The organism is Paenibacillus artemisiicola (assembly GCF_017652985.1).
In the GTDB taxonomy this organism is placed as follows: Bacteria; Bacillota; Bacilli; order Paenibacillales; family Paenibacillaceae; genus Paenibacillus_Z; species Paenibacillus_Z artemisiicola.
In genome coordinates this window covers 220130-239569 of the sequence record NZ_JAGGDJ010000005.1, presented here as the reverse complement: position 1 = coordinate 239569, position 19440 = coordinate 220130, and the positions used below count along the sequence as shown (strand labels likewise).

The window sequence follows — 19440 nt, the reverse complement described above, 5'->3', positions numbered from 1 at the left end:
GCGGTGTTTTTTGAGTTGTTCGCGCAAGTCGGCCGGAGGCGTGTCGACACTCCGGTGGCGCAATCCGATTACGCGGATCGAACCGACGATATTTCAGCGAACTAGTCGGGCGATCTAGTTTAGGCGGTCTGGTTAGACGAATCGGTTTGACAATCGGTTTGACAATCGGTTTGACAATCGGTTTGACAATCGGCTAGACAATTGATTATGCGATCAGTTAGACAATTGATTAGACGATCGGTTAGACGATTGATTAGACGATCGGCTAGATAATCGGCTAGGCGACCAATCGATTAGACGATTGGTTGGACGTGCGGTTAGAGATCGGTTAGACAGCCGGTTAGACAACCGTTAGACGATCGGCTAAAAATCCGGTTTGGCAATCCGGTTAAGCGCGCAGAGCGAGGCGCCTAGACCGCCCAGCCGCGCTGGCCGACCTGCTTCTCGAAGTACGCCTCGTCGATCGCCAGCCCGAATCCGGGCAGCTCCGGCACGAGAATGCGGCCGTCGTTAATGCGGTAGCCCGACGTATCGATGCCTTCGATCCGCGCCTCGTCCCACTCCGCGAATTGAAACCCTTCGATCGCCGGAGCGGCCTGCGCCGACGCGAAGTTGCCGAAGAAGCCCCCGTAGTTGTGAGGCGCGGCCTTCACGCCGGAGCGGGCCAGCCGCTTGCTTAGCTTGATCCAATTCACGATGCCGTAATCCTTCAGGTCGTATTGAATCGCGTCGATCAGGCCCGCCTCCGCCCATTCGACGATCGGCCCCGCGGCCAGCCCCTCGCCGTCGGCGATCCAAACGCTTAAGCCTTCCTTCGCCATCCAATCCTTCAGCTCGCGGTACAGCCGGTCGTCTTCGTGGAACGCTTCCTCGATCCACAGCAGGTTGGCGGACGCCGTTTCCTTCAGCACCTGCTTCGTTAGGTTCAGGTTATACCCGTTGTTGGCGTCGATCGACACGTTGCACGACGGGCCGACCGCCTCGCGAACGCCGTTCACGATCGCGATGTCCCGCCGCGTGCCGGCCTGAAGCTCCATGTGCATCGCGCCGCGGCCGACCTTGATTTTGAACCCCCGGAAGCCCGCCTCGTAGCCCTGCATGGCTTCTTCCTGCAGCAGCGCGACCGCGTCCGCATCCGAGCTTAAGTGCAGATCGTCGAAATACAGCGACGTGTCATAGCAGGGCACCGTCAGGGGCGAGGTCCCCTTCCCGCCGGTCAGAAGCGCGTGCACGGGCATTTCCTCCGCCTTGGCCAGCCAGTCGAACAACGGAAATTGCAGGCCCTGGAAGCGGTCCTGGATCCACTGCTCCTCGCAAAACAGCTCGCCGGCCGGGGTCCCGACCATCGCCTGGGCTTCGTCGCGGGAAATCCGCGACCACCCGTAGCCCGTCCTCCCGCCGATCGTCACGCGGACGAGCGGGAATCGCACCTCCTTGCCGTGCACGCCCAGCCTTGCGTTGCACCCGGCCGATCGCGGACGTTCGCCTCTCATCTCGGCTTGCTCGATCCTCTCGATGCGCCAGCTTTTGTCTACGTTCATTCGTCCATGTCTCCTCTCGCCAAACGAAAAATCAGGCATGAAGCGTCGAAATCCGGTCATCCTCCCCATCTTAATGCGCCTGGCCGGCCGACTGAATAACGAAAACGGATCAATCGGTGAGTAATAGGGACATCCATGCCGCTTGGCGGCCCGTTCTTGAGCCGCTCGGCGGCGGTTTCGCCGAAAGAACGGTACGTAGTACCGTTCTTGAGCCGCTCGGCGGCGGTTTCGCCGAAAGAGCGGTACGTGGTACCGCTCTTGAGCCGCTCGGCGGCGGTTTCGCCGAAAGAACGGTACGTGGTACCGCTCTTGAGCCGCTCGGCGGCGGTTTCGCCGAAAGAGCGGTACGTGGTACCGTTCTTGAGCCGCTCGGCGGCGGTTTCGCCGAAAGAGCGGTACGTGGTGCCGCTCTTGAGCCGCTCGGCGGCGGTTTCGCCGAAAGAACGGTACGTGGTACCGCTCTTGAGCCGCTCGGCGGCGGTTTCGCCGAAAGAACGGTACGTGGTACCGTTCTTGAGCCGTCCGCCAGGCGCCTTTACCGCGACATCGGCAAAAAAAAGGCCGTCCCCTCGTCGTCTTTCCTGACGGCAGGACAGCCCTCTTTATATAAAACCATCAAATCACCGTCACGAAGTACCCGATCAGGTACGCCGCCGGAACCAGCACCAGCTGCGCCAGCATCGTGCCCATGAAGCGCGCCGTCATGAGGACGACGTAGATTTTGCCGAGCTTCGTCCGGTATTCCGCGCTGCGGAGCGCCTTGTCCGTGATGAGTCCGAGCTGCGGATCGATGAAGATCGTCAGCAGAATCGTCGCGATGCCGTTGATGATGCCGGACGCGTTCGAGGCGGCCGTGCCGAAATGCGGAAACAGATGGGCCGCGTAGAGCGCCGCCAGGACCCCGACGGTATAGAACGACGTGACGATGACGCTGAGCAGCATGAACGTCTTCGAGATGCCCAAGTACCGGAATCGGCTAAGATTGAAGCGCGGCAGACGGACGTAATGCCTCGTGTTCTTCAGCTGCCCGATCGTGACGCTCGACACGAGCTTCGGCAAGGAGCCCGCGATCTCCAGCTTCGCGATCATGCGGGCGAAAAGCCGCACGCAGGTCGGAAACAGGATGATCGCGAGCAGCGTGCCGACCGACGACGCGAGCAGCGTGACGCGCAAGTAATGCAGCATGGGAAAGCCGGGGTGCGACCGCCCGTAGTCGACGAACTTGGCCGCGATCGGCCCCTGCACCATGTTCGCCGTCCGCGACACCAGCACGATGATGCCGGTCAAGGACAGCGCGACGGCGATTTTGTTCAACCGGACCCCCGCCAGCCGGACGGCGTACGACAGGGTCTCCGCCGTATGGATGATCGTCGTCATCGCGAAGACGATCAAGAGATTGGTCAGCACGCGGCGTATCTCCTCTCCAGGAAAGCGGTGTGCCTAATCTAAAGCATCAAAACGTTCGGCCGTTGGCAACTCGCCGGGACTCGAATCGGCCAGTTGGTCGCTCGCCGGGAACCAGCGCCGGTCCGCTGGTCGCTGCCGGGACGCCGGGACGACCGCCGGGACCGGAAACGTTCCCGCCAACATTCACAGCCGGCCGCATGCGGAACGCCTTGCCGCCGCGCCAGTCCATCGCCGCGTGCCGCGCAACGCCTCGCGTCCCGACATGCGGAGGCTAGCCGCTTAATGCGGATCCGAGAACAGCGCGGTGGACAGGTACCGCTCGCCCGTGTCCGGCAGGAGCACGACGATGGTCTTGTCCTTATTGTCCGGCCGCTTGGCCAGCTGAAGCGCCGCGAACGCCGCCGCTCCCGAAGAGATGCCCACGAGCAGCCCTTCGGTCCGCGCCAGCGCGCGCGCCGTCTCGATTGCTTCCTCGTTGCGCACCGGCACGATCTCGTCGACGACGGCCGGGTTGTAGTTGCCCGGCACGAAGCCGGCGCCGATGCCTTGGATGGCATGGCCGCCCTTCTGGCCGCCGGCCAGCACCTGCGAGTCGTACGGCTCCACCGCGACGATCCGCACGGCCGGATTTTTCTGCTTCAGCACCTCGCCGACGCCGGAAATCGTGCCCCCCGTGCCGACGCCCGCGACGAAAATATCGACGGCGCCGGCCGTGTCCGCCCAGATTTCCTCCGCGGTCGTCCGTTTGTGCACCGCCGGATTCGCCGGGTTTTCGAACTGCTGCGGAATAAAGGAATGCGGGATTTCGGCGGCCAGCTCCTCCGCCTTCCGGATCGCGCCTCCCATGCCTTCCATCGCCGGCGTCAGCACGAGCTCCGCGCCGAGCGCCGCGAGCAGCTTGCGCCGTTCCATGCTGAAGCTTTCGGGCAGCACGATGACGAGGCGGTAGCCCATAGCCGCGGCGGCCATCGCCAGCCCGACGCCCGTGTTCCCGCTCGTCGGTTCGATGATGACGGAATCCGGCTGCAGCAATCCCCGCTCCTCCGCGTCCTTGATCATGGCGAAGCCGATCCGGTCCTTGACGCTGCCCGCCGGGTTGAAATACTCCAACTTGGCGACGATTTTCGCCTGCGCTCCCGCTTTGCCCGCGAATTTGGACAGCTCCAGCATCGGAGTGTTGCCGATGAGATCCGTGATGTTTTTTGCGATGCCCGGCATCCGATAACCTCCTCAAAGATAAGCAAAATTATTGTTGTACCTCGTAAACCTATCCCGTACTTCCCTATCCTAGCCTTCCAGCCGCTTCTCGAAACATAAGCTCGAGGGGCAGCCGATATATTCGCCGTACGGCTCGATGGGGGCGTACCCGTGTTTCTTGTAGAACGCCACGGCTTCGAATTGAGGCCCGCCCGTCTCCAGCCGAATGACGGCGTAGCGGCGCGCCCGGGCCTTGTCTTCCAAATAGCGGAGCATCCGCCCGGCGACGCCGCGGTTGCGGAATTCCGGCTCGACGTAGAACCGTTTCAGCTCCGTCGTCGTCCCGTCGAGCTCCTTGATCGCCCCGCAGCCGGCCGGTTGGCCGTCCAGATAGGCCGCCGCGAAATGAATGTCCCGGAGGTCCGGGTCGTCCAAGTCGACGCCGAAAACCTCCTCCGGCGGATACAATGCGTACAAGTACGCGTCCAGCTTGCCGATCAGCCCGAGCAAATCGGGGTCTTTCATGCCTACGTCGACGATGCGCAATTCATGCATGGTTGTCCGGTCCGCTCCTTCTGACTAAATCGACTGTCGTTCGACGGTTTGTTCCTGCTGTTTGTCTGGTGTTCGTTGCTGCTGTCCGCTCTTGCTTCCCGTTCCTGCTGTCCGTTCCTGCCATCCGTTCCTGCCATCCGTGTCAACGGACCGTTCCGACTATTCGCAATGGTCCTGCAGCAGCCATGCGTCGGCCTCGCCGGTCCAACGCCCGCCGTCGTCCGCGAGCAAGCCGGTCCAGCCGAAACGTTCTCCGGCGGCCAGATTGTCCGGATGGTCGTCGACGTACAGCACCGGCGCGTCCGGCGCGAGCCGGTCGCGCAGCGCCGCGAACATCGCGTCCGCCGGCTTGCTCGCTCCCGCCTCGCTCGAGATGACGACGTGCCCCAAGTACGGACGAAGCTGCTCCACGACCGGCGCCAGCCACTCCGCGCGATGATTGCTGAGCAGATGGACGTCGGCGAGGCGGCTCCAAGCCGCGACGCGTTCGAACGCCGGCAGCGGCCGAAGGTTCCGTCGCAGCAGCTCGCGGGCATCCCGCTCCGCCACGTCCGGGCAGCGGTCTCCCAGCCAGCGCCAGAAGTCCGCTTCCGACACGGCGCCGGTCCAGAGGCCGTCGCGCAGCTCCGTCTTATACGCCGCCCGAATGTCCGGATACGGGACGCGCGCGGCGTCGGCGACCATCGTCCAGAAGCCGGGCGTCAGGTTCGTCACGATGACGCCGCCCGCGTCCAGCACCAGCTGTTTTCGCATCATGACCGCCTCCTTTTGTCGGTAAGCCCGCTTACGGGATCATGCCGAAAATATACGTGTCCCGCAGCCGCGAGCCGTCGGCCGACAAGCCGTCGTTGCGCAGCGTCGCTTCATGCCAGAAACCGAGCCGCTGCGGGATGGCCTGGCTCTTCTCGTTCAGCGCGTCGCAGCGGATCTCGACCCGCCGCGCCAGCAGCTCCGTGAACGCGAACACCGTGATGCCCTGCACCGCTTCGGTCATGTAGCCTTTGCCGCCGTGCCGGGTGTCGATCCAATACCCGATTTCGAACTTCCGCACGTTCCAGTCCGGATTGTGGAGGCCCGAGGAGCCGATGAATTGCCCCGTCGATTTCTCGAACAGCAAGAGCCGCATGTCCTCGCGCCGGATAAATTGGGCGTACGCCTCGCGCAGATTGGCCTCGGTCCGGTCCTCGTCCGGCTCCTCCTGGGCAAACGGCAGCCAGGCGCGCAGCTCCTTCATGGACGCTTTCATCGCCTCGGCCACGGCGCGTCCGTCGCCCGGACGCGGCACCCGCAGCAGCAGCCGCTCCGTCTCGAACTGAGACGGAATATCGAGCAGCAGTGGATTCATCGCGCATTCTCCTTTCGGCCCGCAGGCGCTCGATCACGGGATTTTTATCCCTTCATACTAGCACATTCCAGCGCCTCGAGCACGAGGTCGCCGAACCGGCGGATATCCGCCAGGTAATCGTAGCCGGGCGGATTCGGCTTGAAGCCGTTCAGCATGCGGACCGCCGCGGCGCCGTGCGACGGAAGGACGAGCACCGCGCTCCCGTAGACGCCGAGCGACTGGAACGCGCCGGCCGGCAGCGAGGGCCCGAGCTCGGACCGCTCCGACGGGCCGGCCTGCACCTGCCACAGGAAGCCGTTGCGCGGATAACGGGCCGGCAGTCCCTCCGGGGAAGCGACGGCAGCCGCGCGTTCGAAGACGCGCCGCGGCGCGATCCGGACGCCCGCGAAGCCGCCCCCGTTCAGGTGCAGCGCGCCCCAGTACGCGAGCTCGCGCGCGTTCGCGAACAGATTCGCTTCGGAGCCGTCGTCGGTCCCGTACGCTTCGTCCATCCAGACCAGCTCCTCCGTCCGCTCCGCGCGCCAGTCCGTCCGCGCGAAGCCGAGCGGCCGGAAAACGCGTTCGCGCAGCACCTCCGCCGGCGGCTTGCCGAAGACGCGCGCGACGATGCGGATAAGCAGGTTCACGCCGCTATTGTTGTAGCTCCAGCCCGTTCCCGGCGGAAACTCCCGGCCGGCTTCGCCCCCGCGCCGCAGGCCGTGCGTATGCGTGAGCAGATGCCGTAGCGTGATGCCTTCAAGCGGCACCTCGCCGGCGTCCTCGAGATAATCCGCGGCCGCGTCGTCGAGGCTCGCGATCCGCCCTTCTTCGATGGCGAGGCTGACGGCGAAGCCGAGATACGTTTTGCGGACGGACGCGAGATGAAATTGCGAAGCCGCGTCGATCGGCCGGCTTCCCGGCTCCGCGCCGTGCCGGCCGCCGTATGCCTCGTGGACGACGGCGTCTCCCCGGACGACGCACAGGGCGGAACCGGTCGAGAGCAGCTCGCGCGTTTCCTCCATGTAGGCGTCCAAACGGCGGAACGCGCCGGCCGGCGATCGTTTGGCGTTATGCAGCATCGTGTTGCTCCTTTCGCGCGGATGGCGCAACCCATTCGACGATAGCTGCGTCGGTATAGGCAAGCAACGCATTCCGAGCCTTTAATGAAGAGGTGATTCGGCATGAATCCGATACGCATCCCGCTCCGCCTCGCGGCGGCGGCAGCCTTTGGCATCCTTCTGCTCGGCCAGCCGTCCGGCACCGTCAGCCGCGAACCGCAGCCGGCAACCGGCGTCCCCTGCGCCGTGCAGGCAAAGCTGCTCGCGATAACGGAAACGGCCGCCCGTTGTGCCGAAGAAGCCGACGACGTCCGCCAGGCCGCTTGGAAGCGGCTCTCCGATTCCGCGCGGCGAACGGTGGACGGCGACTGGAAAACGACGCCGGTCGCGCTCGTGGATTGGAACGACGTGCCCCGCTGGCAGACGGCCGCGGCGATGACGGCGCGCAGCGACGCGTCCCGTCCGGCGTACCGCGTGACGCTGCGCACGACCCAAGACGGACTGCTCGGTCCGATCGTGCTGTATTTCGATCAAGAGACGCGGGCGTATCTCGGCGCCGACGTGCGAGAGTAAAAGCCGCCGGGCAAGCGATGGCTTAGGCGACCCGTCATCATTGCGCAACGGTCGGCTTGGGAGGGCAAGCGCGACCGCCGTTCGTTCGGGGTGATACACGGCTAAATAGGCGGATTCATTGCTCGCAACCCGAGCATGTGCCGCGCTTCGACACGCTGTCCGCCGCATGCTGCCCGGCGCCCTTGCGGTACTCGTAGTTCTCCTTGCACAGCTGGAGCAGCGCGTGCTTCAGCCCCCGCTTCGGCTGCGTGATCTGCAGCGGCGGTGCCTGCCCTTCTCCCGGACGCCGCAGCGCGCGGCGCACCGCGGCGGGATCGGCGACGCGGTTGACGATCAGCTCGTCCGGCTTCGTCTCCGCCCGGTACCGCTGAACGAGAAACCGGTCGCAGGCCGTTTCCCCATAGCCCCGTTCCAGCTCGTGCAGTTGGAAATCCCGCAGCATGCCCTGCTGCACCTTCGCGATCATGACGCCTTCGCTGCCGAAATAGAGCACCTCCTGGTTGACGTTCGTTTCCCGGTCGACGATCTGCCGCTCCGGCGTCTTCTCCAGGTTGCGGATGTGCTCCAGCATGTTCTGCGCCTTCTCGAATTTGAGCTGCTCCGCGTACTCCGCCATCTGAGCGTACATGCGGGCGAGCAAGGCGTCCTTGCTCCCGCCGAACAGCAGCTCGGTCACCTGCTTCACGTCCTTCGCGTACTCCGCCTCGGAGATATGCCCTTCGCAAATGCCGCTGCACCGCCCGATATGATACAGCAAGCAGGCGCGCTTCGGCAGCGTCGCGCACGAACGCAGCTTATAGTGGTCGGTCAAAAACTCCAGTAGCTCGTTGCGGAACCTCGCGCTGGCGAACGGACCGAACCGCTTCGGCTCGGCTTGCGCGGGCTGGCGTTCCGCTTCGGCGGGCTTGTCCCGTTTGCCGGCCGGCGTGCCGGATGCTGCGCCGGTGCCCCGTTTGCCGGACGCGCGGGTACGGCCCGCGGGCTTGCCCGGGGCCGCATGCTCCGCCTTCTCGTTCGGCGGCGCGCCGGCGTCTCCCGCGGCGTCATTCACGGCCGGCGGCGCGGCGTCCGCGCCCGCGGCGGCCGTTCCGGCGCCGTCACCGGCCGCTTGCCCCGGCTCCCGGCGGTCGCGAAAATGCACCGCCAGCCGCGGGATCCGCTCCCCGGTCAGCTCCAAATAAGCATAGCCGCTGTTGTCCCGCTTCAAGGCGCGGTTGTACGGCGGCTTATGGATTTTGATCAAATTGTTTTCCAGCAGCAGGCTCTCCGTCTCGTTGTTGACGAGAATGATCTCGATGCTCGCGATTTGCGCCACGAGCTCCCGCAGCCGCTTGCGCGCGTGGCGGGTCGTGAAGTACGACCGCAGCCGGCTTCTCAGCTTCTTGGACTTGCCGACGTACAGCAGGCGGCCCGATGCGTCGCGCATCAGGTAGCAGCCCGGCTTCTCCGGGTAGTCGCCGGCCTTGAACGCGAACGGCGCCGAAGGCTCCATCTGTCCGTGCCCCTTTCCCCTTGCCGCCGGTCCACGCCGCGCGGCTCCAAACGTGTGTTCTCTGCTACCATTGTACCTTCGCGGAGAATATTTGAAAAGCACGGCTGCGAGTTTCATAGGAAGAAATTGGTTTTAGCTGTGGTATACTGGTACAAAAATGAAAGGAGTCGATCGAAAATGACCGTAAAACTCGATATGATCGGCATCGTGGTCGAGGATATGGGAAAGGCGCTGGGTTTTTACCGCGCGCTGGGCTTCGAAATCCCCGAAACGGCGGACCGCGAGCCGCATGTCGAAATCGCGCAGGAAGGCGTGCGGATCGCCTTCGACACGGTCGAGGTCGCGCGGGGCGTCTACGGCAGCTGGGAGCGGCCGTCGGGCCACCGGATCGAGCTGGCGTTCCGCTGCGCGGACGCTTCGTCGGTGGACGCGCTCTACCGCGGCATCGTCGAGCGGGGCTACGAAGGCCGCCGCGAGCCGTGGGACGCCTTTTGGGGCCAGCGCTACGCGATCGTCGCCGATCCCGACGGCAATTTGATCAGCCTGTTCGCCTGAGGAGCGCGGGGGCGCGCTAGCTGGGCGGTTCGTCGAGGGAGCAGCTATAGCGGGGGAGGAGCTGGATTGCCCCAATGGTGCGAGTGGACAAGCCAGCTTCTACGTAGGTTGCTTGATCGCCTTCTTGGCCGCGAACTGCGCGGATTTATGGCGATGTAGGGTACCCGGTCACCTTCCTGGTCGCGAAACGCGCATGCTCGAGGCTAGGTAGGTTGCTAGACCACCTTCTTGGCCGCGGACTGCGCGGATTTATGGGGATGTAGGGTATCTGGTCACCTTCTTAGGTGATAACGGCCAGATCCGAGGCTAGGTAGGTTACTAGATCACCTTCTTGGCCGTGGACTGCGCGGATTTATGGCGATGTAGGTTACCCGGTCACCTTCCTGGTCGCGAAACGCGTATGCTCGAGGCTAGGTAGGTTACTAGATCACCTTCTTGGCCGCGAACTGCGCGGATTTATGGCGATGTAGGTTACCCGGTTACCTTCCTAGGTGTGAAACGGCCAGATTCGAGGCTAGGTAGGTTACTAGATCGCCTTCTTGGCCCCGGACTGCGCGGATTTGTGGGGATGTAGGGTACCCGGTCACCTTCCTGGTCGCGAAACGCGCATGCTCGAGGCTAGGTAGGTTGCTAGATTACCTTCCCCATCGCTAGCTGCGCCAACCCCCGGATCGATGAAGGTTACCTGGACGCCTTCTCGGGCGCGTAAACGCGCCGTCTCGCATCCGGCCGGACTGCCTGTCCGCCTTCCAACGACTCAAACATAAGCCGCCAGCCGAAAAAGCCGGGCATCGCAATTCGCGACGCCCGGCTTTTCGTTTCCCCCGCGCCCTCAGCGCTGCGCGCCGCGCTGGCCGGCCGTCCGCTTCCGGGACGGCTGCGACGCCGTCCGCGGAAACAGGCCCAGCCGCTTCAAGTACGTCTCCCAGCGCGCCGCGTACTTCGCGAACGTGTCCTTCGTCTCCAGCGCGACCGCCTCGCCGTGCTTCACCGTGCCCATCGCCTCGTGGCGCCGATAAGCGCAGAGCGGCTCCGGCAACAGCAGGAACGGCACGCCCGCGAGCAGGACGCGGAACCAATAGTCGAGGTCGTGCGTGTAGCGGCGCGACTCGTCGAAGGGACCGATGCGGTCGAACAGCTCCTTGGTCATGACGACCGTGCAGCCGTTCACGGGGTTGGAGGTCCGGAACGCCCGGTAAAACTGTCCCTGCTCGAGGCCCGGCGGAATGACGTCGAACTCGGTCATTTTGCCGCGGCCGTCGAGAACGTCGAACCCGGTGTGGCTGATCTGGAAGCCCGTGCGCTCCATCGCCTCGACCTGCCGTTTGATTTTGTCCGGGTAAAACCGGTCGTCGGAGCTGAGCCACGCCACGTACTTGCCGCTTGCGAGGCGAAAGCCGGCGTTCAGCGCGCTCGCCGTGCCGCCGTTCGCCTTGCCGACGTAATGCACGCGGCCCTCGTATCGCCGTAGCTGCTCCTGGTGCTTCGTCGAGCCGTCGTCGACGACGATGATCTCGGTCTCGCCGTACGTCTGCCCGAGCGCGCTCTCGATCGCCTCCGCCAAGTACGGATCGTTATAGAACGGAATGACGATCGTGACGAGCGGCTTGCCGGCATTCGATCCCATCTTCGTTCCCTCCTTCAAACTATCTCCCGTACGCGGACGAGCGCGGCCGCCGGCCTCAGCGCCGCGACCGCGCGTCCTCCAGCGCGTCCCGCAGCGACGTCCGCAGCGCGTGCCGCGGCGCCCAGCCGAGCGCAACGACCGCCGCCGGGTCCGCCGGCGCGGGCGACGCGGCGTCCGAATCGCCGAATTCCCAGGGGAGCGGCACCCGCGCCAGTTCCCCGAAGACGCCCGCGATTTCGCCGAGCGTCCGCATGGCGCCGGACGCCACGGCATACGCGCGGCCGCTCTCGCCGGCGCGGAGCAGCGTCTCGTACGCGGCGACGGCGTCGCGCACGTCGAGCAGGTCGCGGCGCTCGGTCCGCGAAGAGAAGCGAAACGGCGCCGGCGCCGGCCCGCCCTCCGCTGCCGCGCGCTCCGCGGCCGCCGCGTAGCGCGCGAGCAGGCCGCACAGGCCGCCCGAGCGTCCGGGGCCGATCAGGTTCGACGGCTCCGCCACGAGCACCTCCAAGCCGAACAGCGACGCCCAGCTCCGCGCGACGAGCACCTGCATCGTCTTGCTCAAGGCATACGGATGCTGCGGCTTTGCCCCGTCTCCCTCGGCGCCGACGACGCCGCCCGCACCGTCCGGCCCGCCGGGAACGGCTGTCGGGAAGCGCAGCAGGGAGCCCGCCACCAGGACGCGGCACGGCTTGCCGCGCCGCCGCACGCCTTCGAGCAAATGCACCGTGCCCATCACGTTGCTCTGCAGCACCGCGGCGGGGTCGCTCCAAGAGGCGCCGACCGCGTTGGCCCCCGCCAGATGGAGCACGTAATCCGGCTCCGCGTCCGCCACGAGCGCCTCCGTCTCGGCTCGCGAGGCGAGGTCGCAGGCGAGCACGGCTTCGGCGGCACCGAGCCAAGCCCGCTCCGGCGCCCCCGCTTCCGGCAGCCGGCGCACCGCGGCGACGACGCGCCAGCCGAGCGCGGCGAAATGGCGGCACGCATGCTCTCCGCAAAACCCGCCCGCGCCCGTCACGAGCAGGCGCGGCCCGCTCATGCGCGTTTCATCCACTGCGACAGCTCGTCGAGCATCGGGATGTACCCCGTCGTCCGGTATTTCCAATCCTTCCGCGTCGCGACGAGCGTCCGATCGATCCGGATCGCGTCGTCGGAGACGATCCGGACGTCCTCCTTCTCGAACGCCGCCTGGAACAGCAGCAGCAGCGTCAGCTTATTGACCGACTCGCTCGCCGTCAAGTGCACGAGGCCGCCGATCTCGGGATGTTCCAAGGCGTACGCGACCGCCTTCGCCAGCTCCAGCGTCGTCACGCCGTTCCAGAATACGTTCGCGTATCCTTTCACCGTCCCGCTCTGCGCCATGAACCATTTCAGCAGACCGATGCCCTGCGTCCGGATCTCCGGCCCGATGATCGACGTGCGGATCGTCAGATGCCGGCCGTACGTCATTTCGCCGAGCGCTTTCGAGCGCGCGTACACCGACGTGCCGTCCGGGTGGTCGCTCTCCGCGTACGCCCCCCGCTCGCCGCTGAACACGCAGTCCGAGCTGATATGCACGACGCGCGCGCCGATGTCGTCCGCCGCATAGCGCAGCCAGTGCGGCAGCAGGCCGTTCACGAGGTAGGCCCGGACCGGATGCGCCTCCGCGTCCTGGTTCAGCACGCCCGCCGCGTTGACGATGACGTCCGGACGGACCGCCCGGACGAGGGCGGCCGTCGCTTCCGCGTCGGACGCGTCGAGCGCGAGGCCGCCTTGGCCGTCCGCCCGCCGCGTCGTATAGACGACCTCGTGCTCCGGGTGCGTTTCCCAGAAATAGCGGATCATCAAGTGACCCGCCATTCCGTTCCCCCCGATAATCAGCAGCTTCATGACAGGAACCCGCCTCTGACGAGCATGGCGCGGATTTCGTCCTTCGACATCAGCGATTCGCTGGAGCAGTAGCTGTCGAAGTCCACTTTCGCGTGCGCGCCGTAATGCTGGCGCAGTCCCGGAATATCGATCGTCGGCAGAATGACGAGGTATTCGTCGTCGTAAGCGACGGTCGTCGTGCTCTCGTGCTCGGTCAGCAGGATTTCGTGGATTTTTTCGCCCGGGCGGGTGCCGGTCTCGACCATCTCCGCGTCGATGCCCATGTCCTCCATCAGTACCGCGGCCAAGTCGACGATGCGGCAGGTCGGCATCGTCATGACGAAGATTTCCCCGCCGACGCTTTCTTGCGACGCCTTGAACAGCAGCGTGATGGCGTCCTGCAGCGTCAGGAAGAAGCGCGTCATCCGCATGTCGGTGATGCGCACCTGCCGCTTCGCGCGGATCTGGTTCGTGAACAGATGCACGACGCTGCCGTTCGTGCCGAGAACGTTGCCGCCGCGCACGCAGACGAAGGTCGTATCGGAATTCAGCAGGTTGGCGTACACGATGAGCTTCTCGCCGATCGCTTTCGTCATGCCGTAGAAATTGGACGGGTTCGCCGCCTTATCGGTCGAGATGTAGATGACGCGCTTGACGTTGTTCGCGATGGCGGCTTCGATGACGTTTTGGGTGCCGATCACGTTCGTCTTGAGCGCTTCGTACGGCTGATCCTCGCACACGGGCACATGCTTCAGCGCCGCCAGATGGAACACGTAATCCACCCGCTCGCACGCCCGCATGAGCGCTTCCTTGTCGCGGATGTCCCCGATGCAGAAGCTGAGGCGCGGATCTTCGAACGAACGGCTCATGGCCACCTGGCTGGATTCGTTGCGGGAGAACACGATGATTTGTTTGGGCTGCTGAGGCAGCAGCTGGCGAATCAATTCGTAACCCCAGGACCCCGTTCCCCCGGTGACCAGAATGCGCTGATTAGTAAACATGCCATTTCCCTCCAAGCAGAAATTTAACCACTTTATCCGATACGCCGCCGGCCAAGTACCCCTCCGGACAGTCCCACTTCGCGGGCAGCGCCGTCATGACCGCCGCCGCTTCCTCGATCCGCTGCGGCTGCAGGCCGCAGACGACGTTGCTGCCGCAGTCGACCGTCTCCGGCCGTTCCGTCGTCGTCCGGATCGTCACCGTCGGCACGCCGAAGAGGCAGCATTCCTCCTGGACCGTGCCGCTGTCCGTGATGGCGAGCAGCGCGTGCCACTCCAGCCGGACGAAATCGAAAAATCCCATCGGCTCGTAAAACTCCACCCGTTCCTCCATCTCGACTTGCACCGTGCCGGCGTCGATCCGGGACCGCGTCCGCGGATGGACGCTGCAGATCACGCGCTTGCCGAAGCGCCGCGCCACGCGGTTCAACCCTTCCAGGATGCCGGCCAGCCGCTCCGGCGCGTCCACGTTCTCCGCGCGGTGCGCGGTGACGAGCACGTACTCGCCGGGGGCGAGGCCCATCCGTTCCAGCACGTCGCTCGCGTCGATCCGCGGCTTGTAATGCTCGATGACCTCGTGAATGGGATTGCCCGTCTGCACGATCCGGTTGCTCGGGAAGCCTTCCCGCAGCAGATTGCCCTTGCTGTACGGCGTATACGGCATGTTGATCGACGAGATCGCGTCGATGACGCGGCGGTTCTTCTCCTCGGGCACCGCGAGATCGTAGCAGCGGTTGCCGGCTTCCATGTGCACGACCGGAATGCCCATCCGTTCGGCGACGATCGCGCAGAGCGCGCTGTTCGTGTCGCCGAGCAGCAGCACCACGTCCGGCTCGTGCGCCGTCAGCACCCGCTCCGTCTCCGCGAACATGACGGACAGCTGGCCGCCGAGCGTCTGCTTCGCGTCCGTGAGCAGCACATCCGGCTGCCGCAGCCCCAGCTCGCGGAAGAACACGTCCGAGAGGGAAGGCGAGAAGTTCTGCCCCGTATGGACGAGCACGTGCTTTTCGGCGAGCGCATCCAGCTTTTGAATGATGAGGCTGAGGCGGATGATCTCCGGCCGCGTGCCCAAAATCGTTACGACGCGCAAAATGTTTCCTCCTTCGGTGTAATGTGCGTGCCGCTTTCCGCCTACGAGGCGCGGCGCCGCTTCTTCCGGCCGCCGGCCGGCTTGCCGCGGCGCGCCTTCCCCGCCCGGCGGCCGCGACGGAGCTTGCTCCCGCGGCGTCCGCGCGGCCCGCGGCGGGTCCGCCGATGCTTGCGCGACCGCCGCGCCGTCCGCGGCGCATCGCCGATCGGCTCGCCGAGCGGCAGGCCGGCGAGGAAGGCGTCCGGCACGAGCCGCACGTCCTCGGGCCGGTAGCCGACGGCGGCGAACGCCGCCATCGTCCGGAACGGCCGCAGCAGGCCGGCGCGCTCGAGCAGGTAGATCGCCGGGCCGCTGCCCTTGACGGTGCGCGGGAGCCGCGGCGCCTGCAGCTTCAGGACGTCGAGGAACCGGCGCAGCCGCTCCCGGTACGCGGCGATGCCGTATACCGCCTGCGCCTCGCGGGCGTTCTGCGCGCCGGCCGCCTGCAGCAGCGCTTCGTCGGCGAGCAGGGACGACACGCGGCCCGCGAGGCCGTCGTAATCGCCCGTCGGCGCGACGTAGGCGGCGTTACCCGTCGCCTGGCCGATCTCGGCAAGGCCGCCGGACCCGTAGACGACGACCGGCTTGCCGCACGCCATCCCCTCGAGCGCGGTCATCCCGAAACCCTCGGCCATCAGGCTCGGCACGACGAGGAGATCCATGGCGGGATATACCGTCGCCACCTGCTCCTCGAACCGGAGCCACCGGAACCGGTCCAGCACGCCGGCTTCCCGCGCGATGCCGAGGCATCGCTCGAAGTACGGCGCGTCGACGGGATTGCCGACGATCAGGTACCGGGCATGCGGATGGACGGCGGAGGTCCGGACGGCCATCTGCATGAAATGCTCGAGCCCCTTGCCCTCGAAGATGGACGAGGAGATGTAGCCGACCACGCGCTCGTGCTCCGCGAAGCCGAATTGCCGCCGGCGGTTGGCGCGATGCCGGGTCCAGCCTTCCGGCTGCAGCTCCGCCTGGTGCCAGGAAGGCGGAATGAGCGTCGTCTTCGGCAGCAGCCCCGGCGTGCGCAGCGGCGCGAGCGTCGTCTCGGAGATGCCGAGCACGAAGTCGGCGTGCGCCTCGATCAGCGCGGCCGACGCCGCCGTGTGCGGCGTTTCGCAGATCGCTTCCATCGCCGACCAGACGACCGGGATGCCGAGCGCCTTGCCGGCGATGGCCGGCAGCGGATGGACGCAGGTGTTGACGAGGACGACCTGCGGCTGCTCCCGGAGCAGCAGCCGGATCAGCCCGCCCCAGGCCGGCTCCCGCAGCTTCGCGGCGAGCTCCTCGTGCAGGTGCGGGAGCGCCAGGTAGAGCGGGACGACGAGCGGAATGTCCTGCACGATGACCGGCACGCCGAGCTTGCGGGCATGGCCGGCGATGACGCCTTCGGTCGGCACGACGAGCGTGCAGGCGTAAACCGGCAGGAGCTCGCGGATCATGAACAACAACAGCTTCTCGGCACCCGTCACGTACTGCGGACTGCAAATGTGCGAGAACAACAGCATCTTCGGCTTCGTTTGCTTCAAACGGCCGCCTCGCCCGTTGGCGCTGGCCACGGGCAGGCGTTCACCTCCGTCCCGGATCGCTCTACTCTTCGAACCTAGTTTTTATATAGTATTTGGAAGGCGATTGAAGCGGCACGACACTTGAACCGCCAGCAAACGCACAAAATGGCGCCCCGCCGTCCGGGCGCCGGTCCCGGACGGCCGTTTATCCCGGAAACAGCAGCCCGAGCAGCTGCTCGATCCGCTTGCCGTACGTGTGGTCCCGCATCGTGCGGAGCATGCCGCGCATGGCGATCAGCTGCCGCTCCTCCTCGTGGTTCAGGTAATAGTCGATCTTCTCTATCATTTCCTGCGGCGATTCGTAGGTGACGATGTCGTAGCCCGGCGTGTAGAAGGAGACCAGGTCGCTGCGGACGTCCGTCAGCTGCAGCGTACCGCACCCGGCGATTTCGAACGTGCGCGGGTTCGGCGAGACCGCCCCGATGCCGCCGGTGTTGTTGTTGAACGTCTCGTCGAACGGGGAGCGGTGCATGTTGATGACGATCTTGGCGCCGTTGTAATTGCCCGCCGTCTCCAGCGGTCCCATCCAGCGGCCGAGCTCGATCTTGGGGGAGATGAGGCGAAAATCCTTGAGCCGCTCCCACCAGATGCCGGAAATATGCGTATCCCGGGACGCGAGATACCGGGTCACCTGATCGAAGATCGCGACCCGGCCCCAATAAGCCGAACCGATAAAGCAGACCTCGTGGCGCTGGGCGCGCTCCGGGTTGCGCGGCCGGAAGGACGCGGGGTCCATCCCGAGCGGCAAATAATGCACGTTCGCGCAGCCGAGCTGCCGGTAATAGTCGACGCAGACCAGCTCCAGCGTGAAGACGACGTCGTAGTGCGGGGCCAGCCGGGACGTAATGTCCGTGTAGTACGGGTCGTCCGTGAACCAGATCGCCGTGCGGATGCCGGCTTCCCGCATGCGGTCCACCTGCGCGACGTCGAATTCCAGGCCGTCGAGCACGATGACGACGTCCGGCCGGATGCGCAGGGCCAGGTCGGCGACGGGCTGCTTCGTGTCCGTGATCGTCAGCTGCGTCACTTGGCCCCGGAACGAGTCGGCGATCGCCACGTCGAGAGGCGAATACGGGAAGCCCTTCCCCGTCGCCACGAACAGGACATGCGCCTGCTTCAGCGGCGGCGGCGGCTGGACGATGCCCTGCAGCGCGGCCTCGCAGCGCCCGAACCAGTGCCCGTGCTCCCAGCCCGACCGGAAGCCGGCGACGGCGCCCGGGTGCTTGGCGCTCCCCGCCCGCGCGCCTCTGCGGCGTCTTCGTTTGGCGGCGGTCATTCCGCCGCTTCGCCTGCCTTTCCGCGCGGCGATCCGCGGCGCGCCCGCTACCATCCCAGCACCTCCGCGATTTGCTGCAGCCGGCGGACGTACGTATGGTCGGCGAGCGTGCGCCGCAGCCCCCGGAGCGCGATGGCGCGCCGTTCGTCCTCGTGCGTCAAGTAATGGTCCAGCTTCGCAATCAGCTCCTCCGCGCTTCCGAACGTCTCGAGCTCGGCGCCGGGGCTGTAATACTGCGGCAGGTCCTCCCGCGTATCGGTCAGCTGCAGCGTGCCGCACGCGGAGATCTCGTACGTGCGGGGATTGATGGACCGGCCCGGCAGGTCGAGGACGTTCTTGTTGTCCTTGCCCGCCTCGGTTGTCCGATGCAGGTTGATGACGATGCGCGCGCCGTTGTAGTACTTGATCGATTCCTCGACCGGCAGCCAGCCGGGCCGGATGAACCGTTTGAGCTCCTTGTAGCTGCGCAGCCGGTCCCATAGCCCGCCGGCGATGAATACCTTCCGCGTCTTCAGATACGGCGCGATGGCGTCGAACATCTCCACCCGGTTCCAGAACGCCTGGCCGATGAAACAAATATCGCTGCGGTACTTCGCCTCCGCCTTCATCGGCTTGAACCGCGCCTGGTCGACGGCGAGCGGCATGTAATGCACGTTCGCGCAGCCCCGTTCCCGGTACATCGGGATCGTGCTCAGCTCGTGCGTCAGCACCGCGTCGTAGCGCGGGGCGATGTACATCGTGTCCGCCGTGACGTACGGGTCGTCGGCAAACCAAATAGCCGTCCGTATGCCGAGCGAACGGACGGCATCCACCTGCTCCAAATGATCCGGCGGGAATACGTGCAGCCCGTTCAGCACGAGCATCCAATCCGGCCGGACGAGCGACGCGTGCTCCGCCATTCTCGCGGCCTCCGCCACGTACACCTCGCGCACGGTCCGGCGCAGCGCCTCGATCACGCCTTGGTCGATCGCTTCGAAGCCCTGCGGCACGTACAGCACGGCGCAGTCCCGTTTCGGCGGCGCGGCCGGCTGCAGATGCCGGACCAAATACTCGCAGGCGCCGTCCCGCAAACCGTCCGCGTAGCCCGATGCGTTGCCCGCCCGGGACGCCCGGGCGGTTCCATGTTCCTTCGTTTGCACAGTCCCCACCCCTGGATGTTCATTCTTCTGTGCAATATATGCGAATGACGGGCAAGGCTCATGGTCACTTGTCCGCGCGCGCGTCAAAATTGGCTGATGACCCCCAAGGCGAACGTACTTCGGCGCTCGCGGCGCCTTCGTTCGGAAACCGCAAAAAAG

The 19440-nt window shown here is 65.6% G+C and carries 18 protein-coding genes; 2 read left to right on the top strand and 16 right to left on the bottom strand.

Annotated features, from left to right (window positions below; genetic code table 11):
- Positions 1 to 410: 410 nt before the first annotated feature.
- The 7 genes from I8J29_RS11250 to I8J29_RS11220 all read right to left on the bottom strand — a co-directional run bounded on the left by I8J29_RS11250 (position 411) and on the right by I8J29_RS11220 (position 7103).
- The gene (locus I8J29_RS11250) at positions 411 to 1541 is read right to left on the bottom strand and encodes a mandelate racemase/muconate lactonizing enzyme family protein (protein ID WP_208847704.1); all 1131 of its coding nucleotides are present in this window, start codon (positions 1539 to 1541) and stop codon (positions 411 to 413) included.
- Positions 1542 to 2156: 615 nt separating this feature from the next.
- The gene (locus I8J29_RS11245) at positions 2157 to 2948 is read right to left on the bottom strand and encodes a lipid II flippase Amj family protein (protein ID WP_208847703.1); all 792 of its coding nucleotides are present in this window, start codon (positions 2946 to 2948) and stop codon (positions 2157 to 2159) included.
- Between the two features lie 279 nt (positions 2949 to 3227).
- On the bottom strand, positions 3228 to 4166 hold the full coding sequence (gene cysK, locus I8J29_RS11240) for a cysteine synthase A (RefSeq protein ID WP_208847702.1): 939 nt from the start codon (positions 4164 to 4166) through the stop codon (positions 3228 to 3230).
- A 69-nt stretch (positions 4167 to 4235) separates the two neighbouring features.
- Positions 4236 to 4700, bottom strand: coding sequence for a GNAT family N-acetyltransferase (locus I8J29_RS11235; RefSeq protein ID WP_208847701.1), 465 nt, complete (start codon positions 4698 to 4700; stop codon positions 4236 to 4238).
- Between the two features lie 159 nt (positions 4701 to 4859).
- Positions 4860 to 5456 carry an HAD family hydrolase gene (locus I8J29_RS11230; protein ID WP_208847700.1) on the bottom strand — a complete coding sequence of 199 codons (597 nt, stop codon included), beginning with the start codon at positions 5454 to 5456 and terminating at the stop codon, positions 4860 to 4862.
- Between the two features lie 28 nt (positions 5457 to 5484).
- Entirely contained in the window at positions 5485 to 6045 is a 561-nt protein-coding gene (locus I8J29_RS11225) for a GNAT family N-acetyltransferase (protein WP_208847699.1), read from the bottom strand.
- Positions 6046 to 6089: 44 nt separating this feature from the next.
- Positions 6090 to 7103, bottom strand: coding sequence for a serine hydrolase domain-containing protein (locus I8J29_RS11220; RefSeq protein WP_208847698.1), 1014 nt, complete (start codon positions 7101 to 7103; stop codon positions 6090 to 6092).
- Positions 7104 to 7205: 102 nt separating this feature from the next.
- On the opposite strand from I8J29_RS11220, the gene I8J29_RS11215 reads away from it, so the two are divergent.
- A complete protein-coding gene (locus tag I8J29_RS11215) occupies positions 7206 to 7655 on the top strand; it encodes a hypothetical protein (protein WP_208847697.1) in 450 nt (149 codons plus the stop codon).
- 115 nt (positions 7656 to 7770) lie between these two features.
- Here the strand turns inward: I8J29_RS11215 and I8J29_RS33750 are convergent, their stop codons facing one another.
- A complete protein-coding gene (locus I8J29_RS33750; RefSeq protein WP_240546095.1) occupies positions 7771 to 9147 on the bottom strand; it encodes a GIY-YIG nuclease family protein in 1377 nt (458 codons plus the stop codon).
- 177 nt (positions 9148 to 9324) lie between these two features.
- Between I8J29_RS33750 and I8J29_RS11205 the strand changes: the two genes are divergently transcribed.
- Positions 9325 to 9702 carry a VOC family protein gene (locus I8J29_RS11205; protein ID WP_208847696.1) on the top strand — a complete coding sequence of 126 codons (378 nt, stop codon included), beginning with the start codon at positions 9325 to 9327 and terminating at the stop codon, positions 9700 to 9702.
- 832 nt (positions 9703 to 10534) lie between these two features.
- Here the strand turns inward: I8J29_RS11205 and I8J29_RS11200 are convergent.
- From I8J29_RS11200 to I8J29_RS11165, 8 genes are all read right to left on the bottom strand, one after another.
- Positions 10535 to 11329 carry a glycosyltransferase gene (locus tag I8J29_RS11200; protein WP_208847695.1) on the bottom strand — a complete coding sequence of 265 codons (795 nt, stop codon included), beginning with the start codon at positions 11327 to 11329 and terminating at the stop codon, positions 10535 to 10537.
- Between the two features lie 55 nt (positions 11330 to 11384).
- Positions 11385 to 12365, bottom strand: coding sequence for an NAD-dependent epimerase/dehydratase family protein (locus tag I8J29_RS11195; RefSeq protein ID WP_208847694.1), 981 nt, complete (start codon positions 12363 to 12365; stop codon positions 11385 to 11387).
- Positions 12362 to 13195 carry a dTDP-4-dehydrorhamnose reductase family protein gene (locus tag I8J29_RS11190; RefSeq protein ID WP_208847693.1) on the bottom strand — a complete coding sequence of 278 codons (834 nt, stop codon included), beginning with the start codon at positions 13193 to 13195 and terminating at the stop codon, positions 12362 to 12364. The genes I8J29_RS11195 and I8J29_RS11190 overlap by 4 nt, the downstream gene beginning before the upstream one ends.
- Entirely contained in the window at positions 13192 to 14175 is a 984-nt protein-coding gene (locus tag I8J29_RS11185) for a polysaccharide biosynthesis protein (protein ID WP_208847692.1), read from the bottom strand. Before I8J29_RS11185 ends, I8J29_RS11190 begins: the two co-directional genes overlap by 4 nt.
- Positions 14165 to 15262: a non-hydrolyzing UDP-N-acetylglucosamine 2-epimerase gene (gene wecB, locus I8J29_RS11180; protein WP_208847691.1), complete on the bottom strand. Its 1098-nt coding sequence runs from the start codon at positions 15260 to 15262 to the stop codon at positions 14165 to 14167. The genes I8J29_RS11185 and wecB overlap by 11 nt, the downstream gene beginning before the upstream one ends.
- A 41-nt stretch (positions 15263 to 15303) precedes the next feature.
- Positions 15304 to 16827, bottom strand: a complete 1524-nt coding sequence (locus I8J29_RS11175) for a glycosyltransferase family 4 protein (RefSeq protein ID WP_208847690.1) — start codon at positions 16825 to 16827, stop codon at positions 15304 to 15306.
- 184 nt (positions 16828 to 17011) lie between these two features.
- Positions 17012 to 18196: a CgeB family protein gene (locus tag I8J29_RS11170; protein WP_240546094.1), complete on the bottom strand. Its 1185-nt coding sequence runs from the start codon at positions 18194 to 18196 to the stop codon at positions 17012 to 17014.
- On the bottom strand, positions 18190 to 19281 hold the full coding sequence (locus I8J29_RS11165) for a CgeB family protein (protein ID WP_208847689.1): 1092 nt from the start codon (positions 19279 to 19281) through the stop codon (positions 18190 to 18192). The genes I8J29_RS11170 and I8J29_RS11165 overlap by 7 nt, the downstream gene beginning before the upstream one ends.
- Positions 19282 to 19440: the final 159 nt, after the last annotated feature.